At 61.3% G+C, this 21051-nt stretch carries 13 protein-coding genes; 5 read left to right on the forward strand and 8 right to left on the reverse strand.

Features of this window, described 5'->3' with window-relative positions:
- Nucleotides 1–84 precede the first annotated feature (84 nt).
- Entirely contained in the window at nt 85–4038 is a 3954-nt protein-coding gene (putA, locus tag DBR46_RS06560) for a trifunctional transcriptional regulator/proline dehydrogenase/L-glutamate gamma-semialdehyde dehydrogenase (RefSeq protein ID WP_124525487.1), read from the reverse strand.
- Between the two features lie 120 nt (nt 4039–4158).
- On the opposite strand from putA, the gene DBR46_RS06565 reads away from it, so the two are divergent.
- Both DBR46_RS06565 and putP read left to right on the forward strand, forming a co-directional pair.
- Nucleotides 4159–4377: a hypothetical protein gene (locus tag DBR46_RS06565; RefSeq protein ID WP_124525488.1), complete on the forward strand. Its 219-nt coding sequence runs from the start codon at nt 4159–4161 to the stop codon at nt 4375–4377.
- Nucleotides 4378–4498: 121 nt separating this feature from the next.
- Nucleotides 4499–5983: a sodium/proline symporter PutP gene (gene putP, locus DBR46_RS06570; RefSeq protein ID WP_124525489.1), complete on the forward strand. Its 1485-nt coding sequence runs from the start codon at nt 4499–4501 to the stop codon at nt 5981–5983.
- Nucleotides 5984–6074: 91 nt separating this feature from the next.
- Here putP and DBR46_RS06575 read toward each other — a convergent pair whose 3' ends face one another.
- Complete coding sequence (locus DBR46_RS06575; RefSeq protein ID WP_124525490.1) at nt 6075–6464, reverse strand: hypothetical protein; 390 nt, start codon at nt 6462–6464, stop codon at nt 6075–6077.
- The gene (locus DBR46_RS06580; protein ID WP_124525491.1) at nt 6454–7401 is read right to left on the reverse strand and encodes a hypothetical protein; all 948 of its coding nucleotides are present in this window, start codon (nt 7399–7401) and stop codon (nt 6454–6456) included. Before DBR46_RS06580 ends, DBR46_RS06575 begins: the two co-directional genes overlap by 11 nt.
- 334 nt (nt 7402–7735) lie before the next feature.
- Between DBR46_RS06580 and DBR46_RS06585 the strand changes: the two genes are divergently transcribed.
- Together DBR46_RS06585 and DBR46_RS06590 are read left to right on the forward strand one after the other, a co-directional pair.
- Nucleotides 7736–9739 carry a type VI secretion system tip protein VgrG gene (locus tag DBR46_RS06585; RefSeq protein WP_124525492.1) on the forward strand — a complete coding sequence of 668 codons (2004 nt, stop codon included), beginning with the start codon at nt 7736–7738 and terminating at the stop codon, nt 9737–9739.
- Between the two features lie 5 nt (nt 9740–9744).
- A complete protein-coding gene (locus DBR46_RS06590) occupies nt 9745–10428 on the forward strand; it encodes a DUF4123 domain-containing protein (RefSeq protein WP_124525493.1) in 684 nt (227 codons plus the stop codon).
- Here the strand turns inward: DBR46_RS06590 and DBR46_RS06595 are convergent.
- Entirely contained in the window at nt 10414–11691 is a 1278-nt protein-coding gene (locus DBR46_RS06595; RefSeq protein ID WP_124525494.1) for an O-acetylhomoserine aminocarboxypropyltransferase/cysteine synthase family protein, read from the reverse strand. The two genes, DBR46_RS06590 and DBR46_RS06595, sit on opposite strands and share 15 nt — an antisense overlap.
- Before the next feature lie 220 nt (nt 11692–11911).
- Here DBR46_RS06595 and DBR46_RS06600 point away from each other — a divergent pair, with 220 nt between their 5' ends.
- Nucleotides 11912–12748, forward strand: a complete 837-nt coding sequence (locus DBR46_RS06600) for a 23S rRNA (adenine(2030)-N(6))-methyltransferase RlmJ (RefSeq protein WP_124525495.1) — start codon at nt 11912–11914, stop codon at nt 12746–12748.
- 136 nt (nt 12749–12884) lie between these two features.
- Here DBR46_RS06600 and msrA read toward each other — a convergent pair whose 3' ends face one another.
- From msrA to aceE, 4 genes are all read right to left on the reverse strand, one after another.
- Nucleotides 12885–13532 (reverse strand): peptide-methionine (S)-S-oxide reductase MsrA, encoded by a 648-nt coding sequence (msrA, locus tag DBR46_RS06610; RefSeq protein ID WP_124525496.1) that lies wholly within the window; start codon nt 13530–13532, stop codon nt 12885–12887.
- Nucleotides 13533–13605: 73 nt separating this feature from the next.
- Nucleotides 13606–16299, reverse strand: coding sequence for a bifunctional diguanylate cyclase/phosphodiesterase (locus DBR46_RS06615; RefSeq protein WP_124525497.1), 2694 nt, complete (start codon nt 16297–16299; stop codon nt 13606–13608).
- 318 nt (nt 16300–16617) lie between these two features.
- Nucleotides 16618–18258, reverse strand: a complete 1641-nt coding sequence (gene aceF / locus DBR46_RS06620) for a dihydrolipoyllysine-residue acetyltransferase (protein WP_124525498.1) — start codon at nt 18256–18258, stop codon at nt 16618–16620.
- 11 nt (nt 18259–18269) lie between these two features.
- A complete protein-coding gene (gene aceE, locus DBR46_RS06625; RefSeq protein WP_124525499.1) occupies nt 18270–20915 on the reverse strand; it encodes a pyruvate dehydrogenase (acetyl-transferring), homodimeric type in 2646 nt (881 codons plus the stop codon).
- Between the last annotated feature and the right edge of the window lie 136 nt (nt 20916–21051).

Raw genomic sequence — 21051 nt, forward strand, 5'->3', positions numbered from 1 at the left:
CAGAGTGTCAGTCACTGAATTATTGACTGACCCACCGCATTCGCGAGCAAGCCCGCTCCCACATTTTTTACCGCGTTTCTTCAGTTAGCCGATGGTCATCAGGCTGGCGTTACCGCCCGCTGCCGCGGTGTTAACGCTCAACGCCCGCTCGATCACCAGGCGCTCCAGCGCAATCGCCGTCTCGCCTTGGGACAAACCATGCACCCCGACAATCGCACCACTGCGCTGCGCCACTTGCTGGCACACCGCACGCAGTTGGTCGGAATCACCGTGGTGCAGGACCGCATCAAACACCACCTCGTCCTTGGTCCAGTCAGCCACACGCTTGATCTTCGCCTGAATCTCTTTAGGCAGGCGTGGGAACACGGCCTTGGTCAAGTCAGTCTCTGGCCATACCGCCGAACCGCCTACCGCCAGTACGGCGGCCAGTTGGGTCAGCAGGTCGCTTTCCACGTCTGCCAGGCACAATACGTGCTCGCGGGGCAGGATGGCGTAGCTGTTGCGCTCGCCGGTCGGGCCAGCCAGTTGGCGAGTGATACCGCTTTGGGATTGCGCGGCGAACTGGTCGCACAGAGCGCTCAGGTCGCTGAGTTTATGGCTGTCGGCCCAGGTTTTCAGGGCGGTCAGCGGTTGGCTCATGGCGTCACGCAGGCGCAGATCCGGTGCGGCCAGTTTGTCGCCCCGTGCGAAGGATTGCTCGATGGCATCCGTAGGACGAGTCGAGAGCAGGCGGTACAGGTACAACGGACCACCGGCTTTCGGGCCAGTGCCCGACAGGCCTTCGCCGCCGAACGGCTGCACACCGACCACGGCGCCGACGATGTTGCGGTTCACATAGACGTTACCGGCATGGACGTTGTCGATCACCTTGGCGATAGTCTCGTCGATACGGGTGTGCACGCCCAGGGTCAAGCCGTAGCCCGACGCGTTGATCTGGCCGATGAGTTGGTCGATCTCTTTGCGCTTGTAGCGCACCACGTGCAGGACCGGGCCGAAGATCTCCCGTTGCAGTTCGTCGAAGCTTTCCAGTTCGATCAGGGTCGGCATCACGAAGGTGCCGCGCTTGATCTCTTCGCCGTCGGCAATTGCCACCTGGTACACATTGCGGCCTTTGTCGCGCATGGCCTGGATGTGCTTCTCGATGCCGGCCTTGGCTTCGGCGTCGATCACCGGGCCGATGTCGACCGACAGGCGCTCCGGGTTGCCCAGGCGGCATTCCGCCATGGCGCCCTTGAGCATTTCGATGACGCGGTCTGCAGAATCTTCCTGCAAGCACAGTACACGCAGGGCCGAGCAACGTTGGCCGGCACTGTCGAAGGCCGAGGACACCACATCGATGACCACTTGTTCGGTCAACGCGGAGGAGTCGACGATCATTGCGTTCTGGCCGCCGGTTTCGGCGATCAGCGGGATCGGTCGGCCCTGGGCATCCAGGCGTCCGGCGACATTGCGTTGCAGCAGGCGCGCCACTTCGGTGGAGCCGGTGAACATCACACCTTTGACGCGATCATCACCCACCAGGCGCGCACCCACGGTTTCGCCCTGGCCCGGCAGCAATTGCAGCACGCCTTCCGGGATGCCCGCTTCCAGCAGGATGCGCACGGCTTGTGCAGCGACCAGCGGGGTTTGCTCGGCAGGCTTGGCCAGTACCGGGTTGCCGGCGGCCAGTGCAGCGGCAACCTGGCCGCTGAAGATGGCCAGCGGGAAGTTCCACGGGCTGATGCAGACCACCGGGCCCAGTGGGCGGTGGGCGTCGTTGGTGAAATCGTTGCGTGCCTGCACCGCGTAGTAGCGCAGGAAGTCCACGGCTTCGCGCACTTCGGCAATGGCGTTGGCGAAGGTCTTGCCGGCTTCACGGGCCAGCAGGCCCATCAGCGGTTGGATCTCGCCTTCCATCAGGTCGGCGGCGCGCTCCAGGATCGCCGCACGTTCGGCGGGCGGGGTCGCCTGCCAGATCGGGCCGGCGTTGATGGCGCATTGGATCGCGTTATCCACGTCTTCGACGGTGGCTTCTTGCACATGGCCGACCACATCACGCAGGTCGGACGGGTTCAGCACCGGTGCGGCGGGTTGGTTGCTGGCGGCGCAACCGAGCATCGGCGCGGCTTTCCAGTTGTTGTGCGCCGTTGCCAGCAGGGCGCAGGACAGCGATGCCAGGCGGTGTTCGTTGGCCAGGTCGATACCGGCCGAGTTGGCGCGCTCGCTGCCGTACAGGTCGCGCGGCAATGGAATACGCGGGTGCGGCAGGCCGAAGCCGCCTTCCAGCGTGGCCATTTGCTCGATGCTGGCCACTGGATCGGCCACCAGCTCCTGAATCGAGATGGACTGGTCGGCGATGCGATTGACGAACGAGGTGTTGGCGCCGTTTTCCAGCAGGCGACGCACCAGGTAAGCCAGCAGTGTTTCGTGGGTGCCGACCGGAGCGTACACACGGCACGGACGGTTCAGCTTGCCATCGGAGACCTTGCCTACAACCTGCTCGTACAGCGGTTCACCCATGCCGTGCAGGCATTGGAACTCGTACTGGCCGGGGTAGTAGTTCTGACCGGCGATATGGTAGATGGCCGACAAGGTGTGGGCATTGTGCGTGGCGAACTGCGGGTAGATGACTTCCGGCACCGACAGCAGTTTGCGTGCGCAGGCGATGTAGGAAACGTCGGTGTACACCTTGCGGGTGTACACCGGGTAGCCTTCCAGGCCTTCGACTTGGGCGCGCTTGATCTCGCTGTCCCAGTACGCGCCTTTTACCAGGCGGATCATCAGGCGGTGGCGGCTGCGGCGCGCCAGGTCGATGACGTAGTCGATCACATACGGGCAACGCTTCTGGTAAGCCTGGATGACGAAACCGATGCCATTCCAGCCGGTCAGTTGCGGCTCGAAGCACAGGCGTTCAAGCAGGTCCAGGGACAGTTCCAGGCGGTCGGCTTCTTCGGCGTCGATGTTCAAGCCGATGTCGTATTGCTTGGCCAGCAGGGTCAGCGACAGCAGGCGCGGGTACAACTCGTCCATTACGCGTTCGTACTGCGCACGGCTGTAACGCGGGTGCAGTGCCGAAAGCTTGATGGAGATGCCCGGGCCTTCATAAATCCCACGGCCGTGAGAGGCTTTGCCGATGGAGTGAATAGCTTGTTCGTACGAGGCCAGGTACTTCTGCGCATCGTGTTCGGTGAGTGCGGCTTCACCGAGCATGTCGTAGGAATAACGGAAACCCTTGGCTTCGAATTTGCTCGCGTTGGCCAGGGCTTCGGCGATGGTTTCGCCGGTGACGAACTGCTCGCCCATCAGGCGCATGGCCATGTCGACGCCCTTGCGGATCATCGGCTCGCCGCTCTTGCCGATGATGCGGCTCAGGGACGAGGTCAGGCCCGCTTCATTGTGGGTGGCGACCAGTTTGCCGGTCAGCAACAAGCCCCAGGTCGCAGCATTGACGAACAGGGACGGGCTGTTGCCCAGGTGCGGCTGCCAGTTGCCGGTGCTGATCTTGTCGCGGATCAGCGCGTCGCGAGTGCCTTTGTCCGGGATGCGCAGCAGCGCTTCGGCCAGGCACATCAGCGCCACGCCTTCCTGGGACGACAGGGAAAATTCTTGCAGCAGGCCCTGAACAATACCGGCACGGCCGCCAGCACTCTTCTGGTTACGTAGTTTTTCGGCAATCGAGGCGGCCAGCTTGTTGGTGGCTTCAGCCATCGGTGCCGGCAGGCGAGCCTGTTCGATCAGCATTGGCACCACTTCCGGCTCAGGGCGGCGGTAAGCGGCGGTGATCGAGGCGCGCAGCACGGATTGCGGCAGGATGCTCTCGGCGAACTCCAGGAAGCACTGGTGGGCGTGGTCGGTCTGCACCTCGCCTGCGTCATCCGCGTCCTTGCTGCTCAAACCATTGAGTTCGGTCAGGGTTGCACCACCCTCCAGTTTCTCCAGGTAATTGAAAATCGCCTGCTTGATCAGCCAGTGCGGCGTGCGATCAATGGAGGTCGCGGCAGCCTTCAGGCGTTCGCGGGTCGGGTCGTCGAGTTTGACCCCAAGGGTGGTCGTAGCCATTTTCTTATCCTCATGGGTGCCACTACCGAGTGGCATCAGCTGGCGGCAAGATTAGCTTTGCCCATGCAGAGGTGCAACCGGGTGCAACCCTTTTTATGCATGAAATTTTCAGGGGTGGGCATGAAAAAAACCGACCCTCAGCGGAATCCGCTTCACGCTGGTGCATTTACTTCTGAGATCGGCTGTTCTTGCTCCGAAAAGGAGCAAAAACGAGGTGTTTTCCGTAATTGGTACCTGGGTGCAACTTATTCTCAAGAAACTGGTTGCACCTTATTTGCTTTGTTGAATAGCATTCGCGCCCAAGGTGCAACCACCTCCACGAGTCGGTTCATCGGCTGACGGCTTTCCTGGGGAAACGTCAGTCATAAATGCGCGGCACGCAGTTATGTCTACCTACTTGCAGTGGGTGGCCGTCTGACAGACCGCCGCTACATAAAAACAAAGCCAGGGCGTCACTCATATGAGCGTAAGTAATCCAACCCTGATCACGTTTGTGATCTACATCGCAGCAATGGTGCTGATTGGCTTCATGGCCTATCGCTCCACCAACAACCTTTCCGATTACATCCTCGGCGGTCGCAGCCTCGGTAGCGTGGTCACGGCGTTGTCGGCCGGTGCTTCGGACATGAGCGGCTGGTTGTTGATGGGCTTGCCCGGCGCGATCTACATGTCCGGCCTGTCGGAAAGCTGGATCGCCATCGGCCTGATCGTCGGTGCTTACCTCAACTGGCTGTTCGTGGCCGGTCGCCTGCGGGTACAGACCGAACACAACGGCGACGCCCTGACCCTGCCGGATTACTTCTCCAGCCGTTTCGAAGATAAAAGCGGCCTGCTGCGGATCATCTCCGCCGTGGTAATCCTGGTGTTCTTCACCATCTACTGCGCCTCCGGCATCGTCGCCGGTGCCCGCCTGTTCGAAAGCACCTTCGGCATGTCCTACGAGACTGCGTTGTGGGCCGGCGCTGCCGCGACTATTGCCTACACCTTCGTTGGTGGTTTCCTGGCAGTGAGCTGGACAGATACCGTACAAGCCACGCTGATGATCTTCGCGCTGATCCTCACGCCGATCATCGTGCTGCTGGCCACCGGTGGCGTTGATACCACCTTCCTCGCCATCGAAGCGAAGAACCCTGACAACTTCAACATGCTGAAAAACACCACCTTCATCGGCATCATCTCGCTGATGGGCTGGGGCCTGGGTTACTTCGGCCAGCCGCACATCCTCGCGCGTTTCATGGCGGCGGATTCGGTGAAGTCGATTGCCAAGGCGCGTCGCATCTCCATGACGTGGATGATCCTGTGCCTGGGCGGCACCGTGGCGGTGGGTTTCTTTGGTATTGCTTACTTCTCGGCGCACCCGGAAGTGGCGGGTCCTGTGACCGAGAACCACGAGCGTGTGTTCATCGAACTGGCCAAGCTGCTGTTCAACCCGTGGATTGCTGGCGTGCTGCTGTCGGCCATCCTGGCGGCGGTAATGAGCACCTTGAGCTGCCAGTTGCTGGTGTGCTCCAGCGCGCTGACCGAAGACTTCTACAAGACCTTCCTGCGCAAAAACGCCTCCCAGCTTGAGCTGGTATGGGTCGGGCGCCTGATGGTGTTGCTGGTTGCGCTGATCGCCATCGCCATGGCCGCCAACCCGGAAAACCGCGTACTGGGCCTGGTGAGCTACGCCTGGGCCGGTTTCGGCGCAGCGTTCGGCCCTGTGGTGCTGATCTCGGTGATCTGGAAAGGCATGACCCGCGACGGCGCCCTGGCCGGCATCCTGGTCGGCGCGATCACCGTGATCGTGTGGAAACACTTCGAACTGCTGGGCCTGTACGAAATCATCCCGGGCTTCATCTTCGCCAGCCTGGCGATCTACTTCGTGAGCAAGCTGGGCGCACCGACTGCGGGTATGGTCGAGCGTTTTGATGCGGCGGAGAAGGACTACAACCTCAACAAGTAAAAATCGCCTGTTGAGTTGAGAAAACGGCCCGCGTCCTTTGGATGGCGGGCCGTTTTTTTTTGGGGTGGTCTGGAGGTGAAAATGCGCCGGGTTACAGGCTCAGTTGATCGCTGAAATGAAAGATCATCGCACTCGCTGCGCCGATTAACCCGATAAGAGCTGTTCCGTGAAGGGCGAATTTCAGGCTGCGGGGAAACTCTGCGACTTGTTTTACGTTGATGACACCTCGTCTTGCATTCCATCTCGGTAGCGCAATTGCTACATAGACCACACACAGTCTGGATAATCTTCCTCGTAGGCTGTTGCCCAAAAGACGTTTGTAATTAGTCAGGAGGCTGCATTGGTCCAAGCGCCGCTCCATCGACTCCAATTTTCGATAGGCCAGAAAGATGTCAAGCGAGACAGCTAGAAGCATTGAGGCTGCCGAGCCCAATGCTATTTGGTCTTTGGTAGGGAGGTTGAGTATGTACTCAATACTCATACAGTACCTCTCCGGCGGCTGCGCCAATCTCGCTGCCCCAATTGCCGAAAGCCGCGCCCATTGCGCCGCCTGCTATCAAAAGACAGCTCAGGGCGAGTGGCCCGGTTGTCGGAGCCATTACCGCTATACACAAGCCCATTCCCATCTGGCCTCCAATGATTCCTCCTGCTACACCAACGGTTAATTTACCGGCTTCCACATACTTCGCTTTTCGGCATTGCTCCCCTCTCCCGGTAGAACACGCTTCCTTGATCTCCAGTGCCGTCGACGTCGTACTAAGCGCTATTCCCAACGGCGTGCCGTGTTTAAGCAGCTTCGCCGTCTTCGAAATTTTGGCAATCGTTTCTGCGTATCGATTTATCTCCCCGGTGTGCAAATAGCTCCTGGCCGAGATCCCCAGCATCTTCTTGATTGAACCTTCATTGCGCAGGCCCGTGCCATACCGCGCAAAGCTGCGCATTTGCGCTTCCAGTTTGGCAAACAGCACTTGGCGGCGCGCCAGGAAGTCATCGCGCGCAGCGCCACCGCCCCGGCGCAGCGATTGTTTATGCAGGGCCTCAATCTCATCGAGAGTTTTCACGATTTCCTGCAAATGCCGACTCCCGGCATCCCCTGCAGTACCGATTCCCAGCGACGCGTATCCCAGCAACTTTTGCAGCAAATCATAATTCTGTAGCGCAAAGGCATCCCCGCCATGAGCCATCACGCTATGGCGAATATCCCAAGCCGCGCACATCAGCCGTGACTCCTCCGAGGTGCGGGCGGCAACCGTCTCGTCACCCATGATCACGAGTTGTCCCGGTAGCACCACCACATTGCGGATATGGGTATTCAGCGCGTCAAACTTGGCTTCGGCGTGCTTGCTTAATCGCAAGCTAGCCTTGAGCTCCACGGACGTTTGTTGATGGTAATTAAGAAAGGCGTAGGGCTGAGGCATCACAAGCACCCCAGCGATTCGATGTAGAGACGACTGGCCATGAACACATTCCTTTTGCATGAACATGGCTGCGAAATTTAATCAGTCGTCAGGACGGCGTCGTGGTTATGCGGGAGGGAATTTGGGGTGTTTTTTTGAGTTTGGGAAACGGGCTACGCAGCAATGAAAGGCTTCCGTCAGACGCCTGCATTTTCAGGCTGAAAACCCACGCAAAAGTGCAGAGGCGAAAAGCAAACCCATGCCGTAAGGATTTACTGATTTGTTCGCGCCGTGATCAGCAGGGCAAATGCCTGAGGCACTATCCCCCGCCCACTCCTTCGCAGAGAAACACCGGATGTTCGCTCCTGCCAATCAAAGTGCCTTTAACCTGACCCTGGACGGGGTCGCCAGCGACTTCAAGGTCTACCGCTTCAACGGTACCGAAGCACTCAGCCAGCCCTATCGCTTTGACCTTGAACTGGTCAGCGAACAGCCCGACCTCGACCTCGAAGGCCTGCTGCATCGCCCGGTGTATATGGGGTTTGACGATCAGGGCCATGGCGTCCATGGCCTGGTCTACCGAGTGGCGCAAGGTGATTCCGGGCGGCGCCTGACGCGTTATCAGATCAGCCTCGTGCCACAACTGGCCTATCTGGCACACAGCAGCCAGCAGCGTATTTTCCAGCACCAGACGGTGCCGCAGATCGTGGCGCAGGTGCTGGTGGGGCAGGGCATCCAGAGTGACCGCTTTGCGTTCCAGTTGAGTGGTACTTACCCCGAGCGCGAGTACTGCGTGCAGTTTGGCGAGACCGATCTGGCGTTCGTCCAGCGCCTGTGTGCCGAGGCGGGCATCCACTATCACTTCCAGCATGCGGCGGAGCGGCACCTGCTGGTGTTTGGCGATGACCAGACGGTCTTTGCCCAGGCTGACCAGCCCACGCCTTATACCCCCGGCTCCGGGATGGTCGCCGACACGCCGGCGATCAAACGCTTTGCCGTGCAACTGGAGACCCGCGCCACGGCGCTGAACCTGCGTGATTACGAATGGCGCAAGCCGCGCCTGGCGCTGGAAAGCGTGGCGGCTGGCGAGCAAGCTCCGCGCCTTGAGGTGCAGGATTATCCCGGCCACTTCAGCGACCGCGCCCATGGCAAGTACCTAGCGCAACGTGGCCTGGAGCGCAGCCGCTGCGACTATCAGATCGCCCGAGGCAGTGGCGACGAACCGGCGCTGGCCAGCGGCCGTTTCATGCGGCTCGCCGGCCACCCGCGTGAGGCCTGGAATGACCTGTGGCTGATGACCCAGGTTGTCCACGAGGGCAAGCAGCCCCAAGTGCTGGAGGAAGCGGTCACCGAAGCGGCAGGTGGGGATTTTCGCCAGGGTTATCGCAACACCTTTGTCGCGGCGCCCTGGGATGTGATCTTTCGCCCGCCGTTGCCTGAGCGCCCGAGCATTTCCGGCTATCAGAACGCGGTGGTCACTGGCCCCGCCGACAGCGAAATCCATTGCGACGAATACGGCCGGGTCAAAGTGCAGTTGGCCTGGGACCGCAACGGCGAGCACAACGACCATTCCAGTTGCTGGTTGCGGGTGGCCAGCGGCTGGGCCCATGACCGCTATGGCGCGGTGCTGATCCCGCGAGTGGGCATGGAAGTGCTGGTGGGTTTCGTCAATGGCGATATGGACATGCCGTTGGTAATGGGCTGCCTGCCCAACGCGGCAACACCCGTGCCCCTCGACCTGCCGGCAGACAAGACCCGCAGCACGTTCCGCAGCCAAAGCAGCCCCGGTGGCGGCGGCTACAACGAGCTGCGCATCGAAGACCGCAAGGGCGCTGAGGAAATCTACTTGCGCGCCCAGCGCGACTGGACCCAGCACGTACTGCATGACCAGCAGGTGCAGGTCGATAACCGGCGTCGAATCCGAGTAGGCGGTGAATCCCATCATGAGCTGCAAGGTGAAGAACAGCGCATCACCCACGGCAACCGCCTGACCGAACTCAAGCAGGATGATCATCTGGTGGTCGGCGGTTCGCAGCAGATGCGTGCCGGGCGCTCCATTCAGATCGGTGCCGGGCACAGTGTGGTCATCGATGCGGGCGCGTCCGTGACGATTCAAGCGGGCGGGCAGTCGATCACGTTGTCGGCGGGCGGGATTTTCAGCAGCGTACCGATCCAGCTTGGCGGTGCGCCCGCTGCGGCCGCTGCACCGCTGATCCCGGGATTGAAAGAGACACTGCTGGCGGTCATACCCGCGCCGTTGAGCCGCGCGCAAGTGGCCAGCCTCAAGCGCAGCGCGCCGTTTTGCGAAGAGTGTGAGCGCTGCAAGAACGGCCTGTGCGCCAACCCAGAACGGATTTAACGACGATGCATCAAACCTTGCTTCCCGGTGAACAACTCTTCGCCATCGTGAGCGCGGCCAGCGACGCCAAGCCGCTGACGGCGTGGCGAACCCATGCAGGCGCAACGGCGCTGCACCCCGTTTGGGCCGGCACGGCCTATGCGTCATGGGAGGAGGTCATGCCCTACGTCGCCATCGTCGAGCGTGGCAGTGCGTTCCTTGATTGGGTGGCCTCCACCGCATCCACCGATTGGGGTTGGCTGGCCGTCTCGTCCAGCCCGTTGGACGTGGTGATCGCGCACCTGCAAAGCCTGACCAAAGTGTACCTGCCGGAGGGACAGGCGGTGTTCCTGCGCTTCTGGGACGGTGCCCAGATGCTGCCGATCATTCAGCAATCGGGTGGGGAGATATTGCCGGTGTTCCAGCGTTACCTGATCAATGGCCAGGCGCTGAGCGTGGCAGCAGGCGCGGTGACGGCCGCCAAAGCCAGCCCATGGTGGCAAGTGCCTGCACCACTGATGGCGCTGCTGGCAGAGCAATCACCGCAGACGCTGATCGACAACCTGCTGCAATGGCTGGAAGAACAGCGCCCCGACCTCTGCGCGGCCTTCACGCCGACGACCTTGCGGCACAAGGTCGCCCGCTTCGTGCGGATTTCGCCCATCAGCCATGCAGCGCTGGCCGACTACATCGCCTCAGAGCTGGGTTGAACCCAGGGCCTGTTGCAAGTCTTCGATCAGGTCTTCAATCGCTTCGATGCCCACCGACAGGCGGATCATTTCCGGTTTCACCCCGGCCTTGGCCTGCTCTTGTTCGTTCATCTGCCGGTGGGTGGTGGAGGCCGGGTGGCAGGCCAGGGACTTGGCATCGCCGATATTCACCAGGCGCTTGAAGATTTGCAGCGCGTCGTAGAAGCGCACACCGGCTTCATAGCCGCCCTTCAAGCCAAACGACAGGATCGCCGAGGGTTTGCCCTGCAGGTATTTCTGCGCCAGGGCGTGGTGCGGATGATCCGGCAGGCCGGCGTAGCTGACCCATTCCACTTCGCGATGGCCTTGCAGGAACTGCGCGACCTTCAACGCGTTTTCGGTGTGGCGCTCCATGCGCAGCGCGAGGGTTTCCAGGCCTTGCAACAGCAGGAATGCGTTCATCGGCGCCAGCGCCGCGCCGGTATTGCGCAGCGGCACGGTGCGGGCGCGGGCGATAAAGGCCGCAGGGCCGAATTTTTCTGTGTAGACCACGCCGTGATAGGCCGGCTCGGGGTTGTTGAGGCCGGGGAATTTTTCCGGGTAATCGGTCCAGGGGAAGGTGCCGCTGTCGACAATCATGCCGCCCAGGGAGTTGCCATGGCCGCCGATATATTTGGTCAGCGAATGCACGACGATGTCGGCGCCGAACTGGATCGGCTTGCACAGGATCGGCGTGGCCACGGTGTTGTCCACCATCAGCGGCACGCCACGGGCATGGGCGACGTCGGCCAGGGCTTGCAGGTCGATGATATTGCCTGCCGGGTTGCCGATGCTTTCGCAGTACACCAGTTTGGTGTTGTCGTCGATCAGTTCGGCGATGGCTTGCGCGGAGTCGTCACGGGCGAAGCGCACGTCCACGCCAAAGCTGGGCAGCAAGTGCGCGAACAGGGTGTAGGTGCCGCCGTAGAGCTGCGGCGTGGTGACGATATTGTCGCCGGCGCGCGTCAGCGTTTGGATCGCATAGTGGATCGCCGCGCTGCCGGCCGACACGGCCAGGGCCGCGATCCCGCCTTCCAGGGCCGCGATGCGCTGTTCCAGCACGTCGTTGGTGGGGTTCATGATGCGCGTGTAGATATTGCCGGGCACGTCCAGGTTGAACAGGTCGGCACCGTGCTGGGCGTTATCGAATTCGAAGGCGACGTTCTGGTAGATCGGCACGGCGACGGCCTTGGTGGTGGGGTCCGACTTGAAGCCGTGGTGCAGTGCGAGGGTGGCGTCTTTCATGATTGTTATTGACCTCCTTGGACAGTGTGGGAGCTGGCTTGCCTGCGATAGCTTCACCGCGGTGTGCAGGTAATACCGCGTCGCCTGCATCGCGGGCAAGCCCGCTCCCACATAACCGGCTAGATCATTTTCAGCGAAGTTCCTGCGCTTTAAGCATAAGCACCGCACTGCACCTGAGCACGCGTAAAAGGTAAACTTCGCCCCCTGCGCAGGAGCAACCATGAATTATCGTCACGCCTTTCACGCCGGCAACCACGCCGATGTCTTCAAACACCTGACCTTGACCCGCCTCATCGCCCTGATGTCGCGCAAGGAGCAGCCGTTCACCTACCTCGATACCCACGCCGGGATCGGCCTGTACGACTTGCAGGGCGACCAGGCCAACCGTACCGGTGAATACCTGGAAGGCATCGCGCGCCTGTGGGGCCAAAGTGACCTGCCGCCGCTGACCGCTGATTACATGCGCGTGTTGCACGAGATGAACCCGGATGGCCAGTTGCGCTACTACCCGGGCTCGCCGGAGCTGGCACGCCGCCTCACGCGGCCGCAGGACCGCGTGTTGCTCAATGAAAAGCACCCTGAAGACGGTGTGCTGCTCAAAGACAACATGAAGGGTGATCGCCGCGTCAAAGTGCATCTGGGTGAAGGCTGGCATGTGCCGCGTGCCCTGCTGCCAGTGCCGGAAAAACGCGCGTTGATGCTGATCGACCCGCCGTTCGAGAAGCTCGACGAGATGCAGCGCTGTGCCTCCTCCCTCAAGGAGGCCGTGAGCCGCATGCGCCAGACCGTCGCGGCCATCTGGTACCCGGTGAAGGACCAGCGCATGTTGCGCCGCTTCTATCAGGACCTGGCCGGTACGGGTGCGCCAAAGCTGCTGCGTGTGGAGTTGTTGGTGCATCCATTGGATACGCCGAACACCCTGACGGGCTCGGGCCTGGCGATTGCCAACCCGCCGTGGGGTTTGGAAGAGGAATTGCGTGAGCTGCTGCCGTGGTTGTCCAAGCAACTGGGGCAGACTCAGGGTGGGTGGCAGATGGATTGGTTGATTGCTGAGTAACTGGATCCCAAGCCTGGCATAGGACCCAATGTGGGAGCGGGCTTGCTCGCGAATGCGGAGTGTCAGTCACAGAATCAGTTGACTGATCCACCGCTTTCGCGAGCAAGCCCGCTCCCACATTTGAACTGCGTTAGCCTCAGATCGGGCAGGTCACGCCCGTGCCGCCAATCCCGCAATAACCCTGCGGATTCTTCGCCAGGTACTGCTGGTGATACGCCTCGGCGAAGTACACCGTCGGCGCTTCATCGATCTCGGTGGTGATCTCACCCAGCCCGGCCTTGGTCAGCTCTTGCTGGTAAGCCTGTGCGCTGGCTTTGGCCGCCTCCAATTGCTCCGGCGTGGTCGCATAGATCACCGAGCGGTACTGGCTGCCGATGTCGTTGCCCTGGCGCATGCCCTGGGTCGGGTTGTGCAGTTCCCAGAACATCTTCAGCAGGTCTTCGTATTTCACTTTGGCCTGGTCATACACCACCAGCACCACTTCGCTGTGGCCGGTCAGGCCCGAGCAGACTTCTTCGTAAGTCGGGTTCGGCGTGAAGCCGCCGGCGTAGCCGACCACGCTGCTGACCACGCCGTCGCGCTGCCAGAACTTGCGCTCGGCGCCCCAGAAGCAACCCAGGCCGAAGATCGCGAAACCGACGTCATCCAGGAAGGGCCCCAGCAGCGGGTTGCCGTTGACGAAGTGGGTTTCAGGCAGGGCCATCGGGGTTTCGCGGCCAGGCAAAGCTTGTTCTGCAGTAGGAAGCACGTTTTTATTCACCAGAATTTCCGAGCGCAAGACCATGATCAGTCCTCTCGTCAGGTTGAGTTAGCGGTAAAAGGTCAGACAGCCAGTGTGCCCGAGTGTTACCACGCTGTCAGGCGACAGGTCCGCGTGGATAGCGCTTGAGCATAGCAAACAGCTCTGCGCCGGGGATTGGCCGGTCGAACAGGTAGCCCTGGCCGACGTCACAGCGATGCCGGCGCAGGAACGCCAGCTGTTCAGCGGTCTCGATGCCTTCGGCCACGACCTTGAGCTTGAGGTTGTGGGCCATGGCGATCACCGCCGAGGTGATTTCCATATCGTCCTGGTTGTCCGGGATTTCATGGATGAAGCTGCGATCAATCTTGATGATGTCGATCGGGAATTTTTTCAAGTAGCTCAGCGACGAATAGCCGGTGCCGAAATCGTCCATGGCCAGGGTCAGGCCAAAGCTTTTCAGCTGGTCCAGTTGCAGGCGCGTGTCCTCGGTGGCTTCCAGCAGCAAACCTTCGGTCAGTTCCAGCTCCAGCAGGTTGGCCGGCAGGTCTTCTTCTTTGAGGATGGTGGCAATCGAGGCCACCAGGTCCGGGTCGGAGAACTGTTTGGGCGACAGGTTGATCGCCACTTGCAAGTTGCCCATGCCGGCGGCGCTCAGTTGCTTGCTCATGCGGCAGGCCTGGCGCGCGATCCACTTGCCGATGGGGATGATCAAGCCCGTCTCTTCCGCCACGCTGATGAACTGGTCGGGGCGGATCATGCCTTTTTCCGGGTGGTTCCAGCGCAGCAGCGCTTCCATGCCCAGCAAGCGGCCGCTGCGCAGGCACAGCTTGGGCTGGTAGAACACGTCCAGCTCGTTCTGGGTGAGGGCGCGGCGCAGGTTGTTTTCCACGAACAGCTTGTAGCTGGCTTCGGCGTTGAGCGCTTCGGTGAACACTTGCACCTGGTGTTTGCCGTTGGCCTTGGCCTTGTGCAGGGCCAGGCCGGCGTTGCGCATCAGGGTTTGCGGGTCACGGCCGTGCAAGGGTGCGCAGGCCAGGCCCACGGAGCCGGTGACGCTGATCAACTGGTTGTCGACGAACATCGGCTTGTCGAGGGTCGCCAACAGCTGGCTGGCGACTTGCTGGCCGGTTTCCAGGTCGGTGTCGTCGAGCAGCACGGCGAATTCGTTACTGGCAAACCGCGCCAGGCTGCCGCCGGCGCTGAGACTGTTGCGCAGGCGCCGGGCCAGGCTGATCAGCAGTTTGTCGCCGGTCTGGTGGCCGAGGCTGTCGTTGATCCGTTTGAAGTTGTCGATGTCCACCAGCAACAGGCTGATCGGGCTGTCGCTGTCGCGGGCAAACCGTTCGTCGAGATTGCGGATAAACGCCGGGCGGTTGCCCAGGTTCGTCAGGTTGTCGGTGTAGGCCAGGCGTTCGATGCGCTGCTGGGCCAGCTTGGTCTGGGTGATGTCTTCGTAGATGCCGATGTAGTGCGTCAGCTCACGGTTGTCGCCGTACACCTTGGAGATCGACAGCTGGCCCCAGTAGGGTTCGAGGTTTTTGCGCCGGCTCTTGAATTCGCCCTGCCAGCTGTTGCTCTTGGCCAGGCTGGAAGGCGCGTCGAACAGCAGCTCGCTGAGGTTCTCCAGCGCCGGCAGTTGCGCCAGGCGGTGGCCGTGGACTTCTTCGGCGCTGTACTGGGTGATCGCGGTAAAGCTCGGGTTGACGTACTCCACCACGCCGTCGCAATTGACCAGCAGAAAGGCGTTGGCGCTTTGCTCCACCGCACGCTGGAACAGGTGCAGGGCGCTGGTGGCGGTGCGCCGGTTGTGATTGTTGATAACCTGGGCGAACTGGTCGGCCAGCTCGCCGGCGAAGGCAATCTCATCGGCCTGCCAGATACGCGGGCTGCGGCCTTGCTCCAGGCATAACACGCCGACCACCTGACCATCCACGCGGATACTGGCGTCGAGCAGGGCCTGGATGTCCTTGGCGCGCAGCTCTTCGGCCAGCTCGCGGGTGCGCGGGTCGCGCAGGGCGTTGGTGGCGTCGATCGCGCGGCTGCTGTGCAGGGCTTCCAGGTAATCCGGGAAGCAACTGGCATCGATGGGCTCGGGCAGGTAGTGCTGCTGATCGGCGCGCAGGTAGGCGGCAATCGGTACCAGGCGCTGGTCTTCGAGGTGCCAGATGCGCGCGCTGTCGACCTGGTAGATTTCACAGGCGCTGCGGGTGATCAGCTCGGCCGCTTCCTGCAGCGAATTGTTCGCGGTGTAGCGCTGGCGGGCCAGCAGCAGGATCAGCTCCTGTTGGGCGCGCACACGTTCCAGGTGTTGCAGTTGTTCTTGCTGCGCGCGCTGGTTGAGCTCCAGGGCGATCTGCAGGCGGCTGTTCTGGCTTTCCAGGTCGGCCGTCGGGGCCGTCGTCGGGACTTCGCTGAACAGGCCGTCCACCACCATCAGGTAGCCGCGTAGCAGGTGGCGATTGTGTTGTTTGTAGGCTTCGCCCATTTCCAGCAGGCTCAGCGGGCCGTCGCTGGTGTGCAGGGTGTAGCGCACCAGGTAGTGGGGGCTGTGGCTCAGTTGTTGCTGGATCGCATCATGCAGCTGATAGCGCGCTTGGGGCTCCATCAGGCTGGCGTAGGGGGTGCCGAGCAGGGCACACAACTCGACCGCCGGCAGGCCGAATTGGCGTTCGCAATTGGGGTCGAGGTAGAGCAGGGCCCAGCTTGCCTCATTCAGCCGCTCGAAACGCAGCATACCGAGGCGCGAAGGCACCGGTAATTGCGTCACTACCTCGGCCGCCATACGGGCGACATCGGGTTGGCTTTTCATGGGGGAAACTCGCTTGGGAAAATGCGCACGGCGCTGGGCTCACGCCCTCTTTTCTGTCGCCTGCGGCAAGGTTGCATCATGCAGCACGCACTGACAAGAGAGGATGAAGGCTAAGTGCTATATGGGGGTTATCGGCCGCGCGAGGGATTTCTGAAATGGCGGTGATAGAAGGTGTACAAACCTGTTTTGCCTGTCCAGTTTTTACCTGCAGAACAGGCAAAAAAAGCCCCGCCAAGTGGCGGGGTTGAGGTACGAGCGTGTGGCGCTCGGAAATCGGTGCAACCAGGCCCCCCCGATGAAAGGGAGGCCCGTTGAGGCTTACAGCAGAATGGTGCGGATGTCGCCGAGCAGTTGGCCCAGGCGCTGCGTGAAGCGTGCAGCCGCGGCGCCGTTGATCACACGGTGATCGTAGGACAACGACAGCGGCAGCATCAGCTTCGGCTGGAACGCTTTGCCGTCCCACACTGGCTGGATAGTTGCCTTGGACACACCCAGGATCGCCACTTCCGGCGCGTTGACGATTGGCGTGAAGCCAGTGCCGCCAATGTGCCCGAGGCTGGAGATGGTGAAGCACGCGCCCTGCATGTCGTCCGGGGTGAGCTTCTTGTCGCGGGCCTTGGCAGCCAGCGCAGCAGCCTCGGCAGCGAGTTGCAGCAGGCTCTTCTGGTCGACGTTCTTGATGACCGGTACCAGCAGGCCATCTGGAGTGTCTACCGCGAAGCCGATGTTCACGTACTTCTTGCGGATGATCGCCTTGCCGCTTGGTGCCAGCGAAGCGTTGAAGTCCGGCAGTTCCTTGAGCAGGTGCGCGCAGGCCTTGAGCAGCAGCGGCAGCACGGTCAGTTTCACGCCGGCCTTCTCGGCCACGGCTTTCTGCGCAACGCGGAAAGCTTCCAGGTCAGTGATGTCGGCCTGGTCGAACTGGGTCACGTGCGGGATGTTCAGGTAGCTGGCGTGCAGGCCGGCCGCACCGATTTGCATCAGGCGGGTCATCGGCACTTCTTCGATCTCGCCGAAGCGGCTGAAGTCCACGGTGCGGATCGGCGGAATGCCCGAGCCACCCGTAGCGCCGCCAGCAGCCGGAGCTTCCTTGGCTTTGTGCATCATCGCCTTGACGTAAACCTGCACGTCTTCCTTCAGCACACGGCCGTGGGGGCCGGTGGCCGCGACGGCGTTCAGCTCAACGCCGAACTCGCGAGCCAGCTGACGCACAGCAGGGCCGGCGTGAACCTTGGCACCGCTTGGCGCAGGTGCAGCAGCAACCGGCGCCGGAGCGGCCTCGGCTTTTGCAGCAGGCGCAGGTGCGGCGGCAGGTGCAGCTTCAGCCTTGGCAGCCGGAGCCGCCGCAGGTGCTGGAGCAGCAGCAGGCGCAGCGCCTTGAACTTTCAGCTTGAGGATGAAATCGCCAGTGCCGACTTCGTCTTCCAGCTTGACCGCGATGCTTTCCACGACGCCGGCAGCCGGCGAAGGGATTTCCATGGAGGCCTTGTCGGACTCCAGGGTAATCAGCGACTGGTCGGCTTCGACGGTGTCGCCGACTTTAACCAGCAGCTCGATGATCTTGGCCTTGCCCGACGAACCGATATCCGGCACGTGGATGTCCTGCACCGAAGCGGCGGCAGGAGCAGCAGCCGGGGCCGCAGGGGCCTCGGCTGGCTTCTCGGCAGGCGCCGGTGCAGCAGCGGCAGCCGGAGCGGCCGCAGGTGCAGGGGCCGCATCAGCGGCACCTTCGATTTCCAGTTCCAGCAGTTCGTCGCCTTCTTTCAGGCGGTCGCCCAGCTTCACTTTCAGGCTTTTGACCACGCCGGCCTTGGGAGCAGGGATTTCCATGCTCGCCTTGTCCGATTCAAGGGTCAGGATGCTCTGGTCGGCTTCGACTTTGTCGCCGACTTTCACAAACAGCTCGATTACTTCACCTTCACCGCTGCCGATGTCAGGTACGCGAATGAGTTCGCTCACAAAAAGTCTCCTCAGCAGTCCAGTGGGTTGCGTTTGTCCGGGTTGATACCGAACTTGACGATAGCGTCTGCTACCACCTTGGGTTCGATCTCACCACGGTCAGCCAAGGCTTCCAGGGCTGCCAACACCACGAAGTGACGGTCGACTTCGAAGAAGTGACGCAGCTTCTTGCGGCTGTCACTGCGGCCGAAACCGTCGGTGCCCAGGACTTTGAATTCCTTGGACGGGACCCACTGGCGAATTTGTTCGGCGAACAGCTTCATGTAGTCGGTAGAGGCAATGACTGGACCCTTACGGCCGGCCAGGCACTCTTCGACGTAGCTCTTCGCTGGTTTTTGACCAGGCTTGAGGCGGTTGCTGCGCTCTACGGCCAGGCCGTCGCGACGCAGTTCGTTGAAGCTGGTGACGCTCCACACGTCGGCGCCGACGTTGAACTCTTCACGCAGGATCTTCGCCGCTTCACGCACTTCGCGCAGGATGGTGCCGGAGCCCATCAGCTGTACGTGGTGCGCTGCTTCCTTGGTGTCTTCTTCGAGCAGGTACATGCCCTTGATGATGCCTTCTTCCACGCCAGCCGGCATGGCAGGCTGCTGGTAGGACTCGTTCATCACGGTGATGTAGTAGAAAACGTCCTGCTGCTCTTCGGTCATCTTCTTCATGCCGTCCTGGATGATCACCGCCAGCTCATAGCCGTAGGTTGGATCAAAGGTGCGGCAGTTCGGGATGGTGGCAGCCAGGATGTGGCTGTGACCGTCTTCGTGTTGCAGGCCTTCGCCGTTCAGGGTGGTCCGGCCAGCGGTACCGCCGATCAGGAAGCCACGGGTACGGCTGTCGCCTGCTGCCCAAGCCAGGTCGCCAATACGCTGGAAGCCGAACATCGAGTAGAAGATGTAGAACGGCAGCATCGGCTGGTTGTGGCTGGAGTACGAAGTACCGGCAGCGATGAAGGAGCTCATGGCGCCCGCTTCGTTGATGCCTTCTTCGAGGATCTGGCCCTTCTTGTCTTCCTTGTAGAACATCACCTGGTCTTTATCGACTGGCTCGTAGAGCTGGCCGACGGAGGAGTAGATGCCCAACTGACGGAACATGCCTTCCATACCGAAGGTACGGGCTTCGTCCGGGATGATCGGAACGATGCGCGGGCCGATGTCCTTGTCCTTGACCAGCTGCGCCAAAATACGCACGAAAGCCATGGTGGTGGAGATTTCACGGTCGCCCGAACCGTCCAGGATCGCCTTGAGGGTGCTCAAGTCTGGAGTCGGTACGCTGAAGCTGTTGGCGCGGCGCTGTGGGACGAAACCGCCCAGTGCAGTGCGACGCTCGCTCAGGTAGCGGGCTTCGGCGCTGTTTGGCTCTGGCTTGAAGAACGGCAGGTCTTCCAGCTCTTCGTCTTTTACCGGGATGTCGAAACGGTCGCGGAACAACTTCAGGCTGTCAACATCAACTTTCTTGGTGTTGTGCGCAGTGTTCTTCGCTTCGCCGGCACCGGTGCCATAACCCTTGATGGTCTTGGCCAGGATGACGGTCGGTTGTTCTTTGTGGTTGACCGCTTCGTGGTACGCCGCGTAGACCTTGTACGGGTCGTGGCCGCCACGGTTGAGTTTCCAGATCTCGTCGTCGGACAGGTCTGCAACCATCGCCTTGAGTTCTGGCGTGTTGAAGAAGTGTTCACGGACGAACGCGCCGTCTTTGGCTTTGTAGTTCTGGTACTCGCCGTCGATGACTTCGTCCATGCGACGTTGCAGGATGCCGTCGACGTCCTTGGCCAGCAGTGGGTCCCAGAAACGGCCCCAGATGACTTTGGTCACGTTCCACTGAGCACCACGGAACACGCCTTCGAGTTCCTGGATGATCTTGCCGTTGCCGCGAACCGGGCCGTCGAGGCGCTGCAGGTTGCAGTTGATGACGAAGATCAGGTTGTCCAGCTTCTCGCGGCCAGCCAGGGAGATGGCACCCAGGGATTCCGGCTCGTCACACTCGCCGTCGCCCAGGAAGCACCAGACTTTCTGCTTGCCTTCAGGGATGAAGCCACGGGCTTCCAGGTACTTCATGAAACGTGCCTGGTAGATCGCCTGGATCGGACCCAGACCCATGGAAACGGTCGGGAACTGCCAGAAATCAGGCATCAGCCAAGGGTGCGGGTACGACGACAGGCCGCCACCGTCCACTTCCTGGCGGAAATTGTTCATCTGGTCTTCGGTGATGCGACCTTCCATGAACGCGCGGGCATAAACGCCTGGCGAGGTGTGGCCCTGGAAGTAGATCAGGTCGCCGCCGTGTTCGTCGGTCGGGGCCTGGAAGAAGTAGTTGAAGCCGATGTCATACAGGGTTGCGCTGGAAGCGAAGCTGGAGATGTGACCGCCCAGGTCCGAATCTTTCAGATTCGTGCGCATTACCATCGCCATGGCGTTCCAGCGTACCAGCGAGCGAATGCGGCGTTCCATGAACAGGTCGCCAGGCATGCGTGCTTCGTGGGTAACGGGGATGGTGTTGCGGTATGGCGTGGTGATGGCGTAAGGCAACTGCGAACCGCTGCGGGTTGCGAGTTCGCCCATACGGGTCATCAGGTAGTGAGCACGGTCTTCGCCTTCTTTGTCGAGAACCGATTCCAGGGCGTCCAGCCATTCCTGGGTTTCGACGGGATCGAGGTCTTGCATGGCTTGCTCCAGGGCGGAAAGGCTACCAGAATCGGTTGCCTGAAGTTTGCGACTGGCCTTGTGGGCAGACGACATAAATTCTTGGATGGCCGAAGGTTGCTTCGGCGTCCTGTAGTTTTACTACAAATCGTCGGCC

Origin of the sequence: Pseudomonas sp. KBW05 (assembly GCF_003852405.1) — a bacterium.
Taxonomy (GTDB): domain Bacteria; phylum Pseudomonadota; class Gammaproteobacteria; order Pseudomonadales; family Pseudomonadaceae; genus Aquipseudomonas.

What these genes read in the sequence shown, in the direction of transcription:
- putA (WP_124525487.1), bottom strand. Translation starts at nt 4,038, where the DNA reads ATGGCTACGACCACCCTTGGGGTCAAACTCGACGACCCGACCCGCGAA.
- DBR46_RS06565 (WP_124525488.1), top strand. Translation starts at nt 4,159, where the DNA reads ATGAAAAAAACCGACCCTCAGCGGAATCCGCTTCACGCTGGTGCATTT.
- putP (WP_124525489.1), top strand. Translation starts at nt 4,499, where the DNA reads ATGAGCGTAAGTAATCCAACCCTGATCACGTTTGTGATCTACATCGCA.
- DBR46_RS06575 (WP_124525490.1), bottom strand. Translation starts at nt 6,464, where the DNA reads ATGAGTATTGAGTACATACTCAACCTCCCTACCAAAGACCAAATAGCA.
- DBR46_RS06580 (WP_124525491.1), bottom strand. Translation starts at nt 7,401, where the DNA reads ATGCCTCAGCCCTACGCCTTTCTTAATTACCATCAACAAACGTCCGTG.
- DBR46_RS06585 (WP_124525492.1), top strand. Translation starts at nt 7,736, where the DNA reads ATGTTCGCTCCTGCCAATCAAAGTGCCTTTAACCTGACCCTGGACGGG.
- DBR46_RS06590 (WP_124525493.1), top strand. Translation starts at nt 9,745, where the DNA reads ATGCATCAAACCTTGCTTCCCGGTGAACAACTCTTCGCCATCGTGAGC.
- DBR46_RS06595 (WP_124525494.1), bottom strand. Translation starts at nt 11,691, where the DNA reads ATGAAAGACGCCACCCTCGCACTGCACCACGGCTTCAAGTCGGACCCC.
- DBR46_RS06600 (WP_124525495.1), top strand. Translation starts at nt 11,912, where the DNA reads ATGAATTATCGTCACGCCTTTCACGCCGGCAACCACGCCGATGTCTTC.
- msrA (WP_124525496.1), bottom strand. Translation starts at nt 13,532, where the DNA reads ATGGTCTTGCGCTCGGAAATTCTGGTGAATAAAAACGTGCTTCCTACT.
- DBR46_RS06615 (WP_124525497.1), bottom strand. Translation starts at nt 16,299, where the DNA reads ATGAAAAGCCAACCCGATGTCGCCCGTATGGCGGCCGAGGTAGTGACG.
- aceE (WP_124525499.1), bottom strand. Translation starts at nt 20,915, where the DNA reads ATGCAAGACCTCGATCCCGTCGAAACCCAGGAATGGCTGGACGCCCTG.